Source organism: Nitrosomonas sp. Nm33 (assembly GCF_900107265.1).
Taxonomy (GTDB): Bacteria; Pseudomonadota; Gammaproteobacteria; order Burkholderiales; family Nitrosomonadaceae; genus Nitrosomonas.
Genome location: NZ_FNPJ01000128.1, coordinates 1 through 3,843 on the forward strand (window position 1 = coordinate 1; position 3,843 = coordinate 3,843).

At 44.8% G+C, this 3,843-nt stretch carries 4 protein-coding genes; 1 reads left to right on the plus strand and 3 read right to left on the minus strand.

Annotated elements, in window-relative coordinates:
* Both BLV54_RS14720 and BLV54_RS14725 read right to left on the minus strand, forming a co-directional pair.
* On the minus strand, nucleotides 1-251 hold a 251-nt coding region (locus BLV54_RS14720), incomplete at its 3' end, for an IS630 transposase-related protein (RefSeq protein WP_090569664.1).
* 699 nt (nucleotides 252-950) lie between these two features.
* Nucleotides 951-1,472, minus strand: a complete 522-nt coding sequence (locus BLV54_RS14725) for a carboxymuconolactone decarboxylase family protein (protein ID WP_090572348.1) — start codon at nucleotides 1,470-1,472, stop codon at nucleotides 951-953.
* 424 nt (nucleotides 1,473-1,896) lie between these two features.
* Between BLV54_RS14725 and BLV54_RS14735 the strand changes: the two genes are divergently transcribed.
* Nucleotides 1,897-3,381, plus strand: a complete 1,485-nt coding sequence (locus BLV54_RS14735; protein WP_090572350.1) for a high affinity choline transporter 1 — start codon at nucleotides 1,897-1,899, stop codon at nucleotides 3,379-3,381.
* Nucleotides 3,382-3,603: 222 nt separating this feature from the next.
* On the opposite strand, the gene BLV54_RS16550 is transcribed toward BLV54_RS14735, so the two are convergent.
* Nucleotides 3,604-3,843: hypothetical protein (locus tag BLV54_RS16550; protein WP_218132429.1), on the minus strand; the 240-nt coding region annotated here is incomplete at its 5' end.

Genomic DNA, 3,843 nt, shown 5'->3' on the forward strand with positions numbered 1-3,843 from the left:
TTCTGCGCCACGCCCAAACGTTTTGCTCGCTCGTACTGATAGGCATCGGGATAATCGAGAATATCCTGCCGCAATACATCAAGATCAATCTTGCGTTTGCGAAACCCTTGAGGTTTGCGATCAACATGCTTGATCCAGCGAACAACGCTTGCTATACCCACATCAAACCGCGCTGCCACCTCGGCTATCGTAAGTCCTTCTTTCTCTCGAACAGATAACACTTTACGGCGAAAATCCAATGAATATGCCATCCTTGCATTATAATCAAAATTATCTGGTTATGCTATAACTGCCCAGTAATTGATCGACTGCCTCGGGACCAAACCAGATTACCACTCCTGCGCTGAACGGCTGAACTGAAAGCCAGGCTGAAAATAGCCTTGCTTTCCTGGTCAATTGGCACTACCTGCGCGATTCTGCTCACCGCGCGGAACACCATATTGCGAAATGCCGCACCGGTAAATCCTGCCCAGTAAGTACGTTGCAGGTGCCGATAATCGAGCCCATGCTGGCGAAGCTTGGATTCAGGGTAAAACTGCTCATCCGGTGTCGCTGAGAGACTATGGTTTTCGTGGCATCTACCGTCAGCGCTATCTGCGTGAGTCGTTTTTTTATTGAGTCATGGGTGGGGGCATACACTGGCCGCGGGATAAACTTGGCCAGAAGCGCGAATCTTCCTGGATAATCGGTCTTCAGTTTGAGATTATCTTCGGCGAAAAAATTATGCAGCGCGGACGCTGACTCACACTAAGTACATCCAGGTAAGAAAATAAGAGAGCTGATGGGTATGTAGTTTGAGTAAGTACTTTACTTTATCCAACCAACTTATGAGCTATGACTGCTTCACTCTGTCCTCTGAAAAATCAGTTTTCAATCTAACATTTGGAAATGATGCTAGATGTTAATGATTTTCAGTTTTTCGCTTAAGCAGTCAACTACCGTTTTTAGATTCAGTCATCTGGCTGCAAATCAAGGGCGACGATTATTTTGTTATAACCAGTATACATTTCCATCACTGTGAGTATTTCTAAAATATCACCTTCTGAAAAACCCGATTTTTTTAATGCATTAAAATCAGAGTCATTGAGACTGTGAGGATCTTTTGTTGCTGTACTCACGAATTTAAGTACAAGATCAAGATGCTGATCACTTGATTCGCCATTCGCTATAGACTCGACAATAGCTGAGTTAAATCCAAGCTTTGCAAGATTTTCTTTGTGTATTCTCAAGCAAAAATCGCAACTATTAACTTTTGATACTCGTGTTGCTATTGCTTCTTTTATCTCTATGGGGATGTTCCCTTTCCCAAGGATGTTCTTCGTCCGGTTCCAATTGGCCTGCAAAATATGTGGATGTAGCGCAAACGCCCGATAAGCTGCTGGCACCTGTCCTACTTTTTCTCTTAGTTCACTGAAGATTTCGCTGATTTCCAGGTCATTTGTGTTTTCAATTTCCAGACTGATTCTCGCCATTTTTTCCTCTGGGAACTTGTTTTTAATAAGGTGGTAGGCACTATGAGAGAGGTAAGCGCTGCTTGATGCACTTGGAAAATGATCGACACTTTACAAGACGTGTTTCATGTGCAGGAATTATGCCCTTGGCGGCAAGCATCCTGCAAGTGCATCGAAAGAAGCTATTAATAAGTAAAAATTGAGTTCATTTTGCCGATAGCGGCAAGCTATTGGACCCATCTCACCAAAGCCAGCTTTATTTAAAGGAATAAAATGCTCAAGTGATTGGATGTGCTGAGCTGCAGCTATCGGTCGTGCAAAGGGAACGCACCTGCTTTTCTTGCAAAGCATTGTAGCAGAGATTAGCGTTTATTTTCCCCATCTCCCTCAGTATAATCCAGCTCTGACCAAATATTAATTTTTATCACTTATTACTGAGGCGGTCATGCTGCTGTGGTTCGTCATTTTTTATCTATTGGTTTCCGTGAGCATTGGCCTCTACGCTGCTACGCGCGTGCACAATGCAAAGGACTTCGCTGTTGCAGGACGCTCGCTACCACTGCATGTCGTAACTGCTACAGTATTCGCTACCTGGTTTGGCGCCGAAGCTGTGTTCGGCGTACCAGCCACCTTTGTGCAAAATGGCTTGACTGGTGTAGTCGCTGACCCTTTTGGTTCCTCGATGTGTCTGGTAATCGCCGGTGTCCTTTTTTCACGCTACCTCTACCGGCTCAATATCCTCACGCTTGGAGACTTTTACCGCATGCGTTATAGCCGATCAGTCGAAGTGCTCACCTCACTCTGCATTGTTGCGGCATATCTAGGCTGGGTCGCAGCGCAGATCAAGGCACTTGGTTTGATTTTTTACGTCGTCACCGATGGTACGGTAAGTCAGGAAACTGGCATGATTCTTGGCACTGCTATTGTGCTCACCTATACTACTTTTGGCGGTATGTTCTCTGTAGCAATCCTGGATTTCGTGCAGATGTTTGTGTCGATGAGTGGCCTATTTTTCATTGCCTGGATTATAAGCGGCAAAGTCAGCGGCGGTGCGACGGCGGTTATTGATCATGCTAGCTTGTCAGGCAAACTTAATTTTTTCCCCGAAATGGATCCATTGAAATGGATTACCTTCCTCGCTGCCTGGGTCACAATGATGCTCGGCTCCATCCCGCAGCAGGACGTATTTCAACGCGTTACCTCAGCCAAGAGCGCTACTATAGCTCTTTGGGGCTCGGTCATTGGTGCTACTATTTATTTCTGTTTCGCCTTTGTGCCAATGTTCATTGCCTATTCTGCTACTTTGATCGATCCGATGCTATTCTCGAAATTATTAGCAGAAGATCCGCAGTTACTACTGCCTACACTGGTATTGCAGCACACACCATTGATTGCCCAGGTCATGTTCTTCGGCGCGGTCATATCAGCAATCATGAGTTGTTCGTCAGCCACCTTGCTCGCTCCGTCTGTCACTTTTTCCGAAAATGTGATCCGAGGCTTTTGGCCGAAAATGGGTGATCACCAGTTCCTTTGGGTCATGCGAGCAACATTGGTTAGTTTTGGTGGTATTGTGCTTGCGTTCGCATTGAGTGCAGAATCCACTATTTTTGAAATGGTAGAAAGCGCCTACAAAGTTACGCTTGCTGGTGCATTTGTGCCATTACTCAGCGGTATATTTTGGAAACGTGCCACAACTCAGGGTGCATTAGCAGCTATTTTTGGTGGTTTGTTCTCCTGGTTGCTAATCGAAATCCTGATCGGCGAAGAAAGTCCGATTCCACCACAGTTGATTGGTCTTTGTATTTCAGCGTTGGGCATGATCGCCGGTTCGCTGCTGCCACAATGGGTTGGTCACAAAACTCCCGGTCACTCCTTGCATGAATTACAGCATCGTGCGGCCATGGAAACGCACCATGTTACTTCGCGTTAGTTTCGACAATCGAACTCTTCTTGCTACGGAATAAGGTATGGAATGGGGAATGGTTACGATGCCACTCAACGAGTATTTTGATTTGTAATTATAACTGCCCTTCTTTCCATTTGTTTAGAAAGAATTATATGCTCTTGTTGTCGTAAAACTTTTGCGCTAACTTGGACAAATTGAAATACAGAGCAAAACAATCGTGCGCCAATCTGGCAGATTTACCTTATTCTAATTTGCACTAGAAACTGCATTAATAATCCAATCCCAGCCGGTTATACTTTTGATTAAAGCCGGGGCATTTTCGAGATTACATAATGCACTAACCAAATGATTCTCGAGCGTATCGATGCTGTCAAATACGCGGTTATGAAAGTATAGCCAATCACATATAAATTGATTATAATTTGTGAATGACCTATCCAGTATCATTTCGCCGTAAGGTATTATCCGTTCGAGAGAAGGATGGCC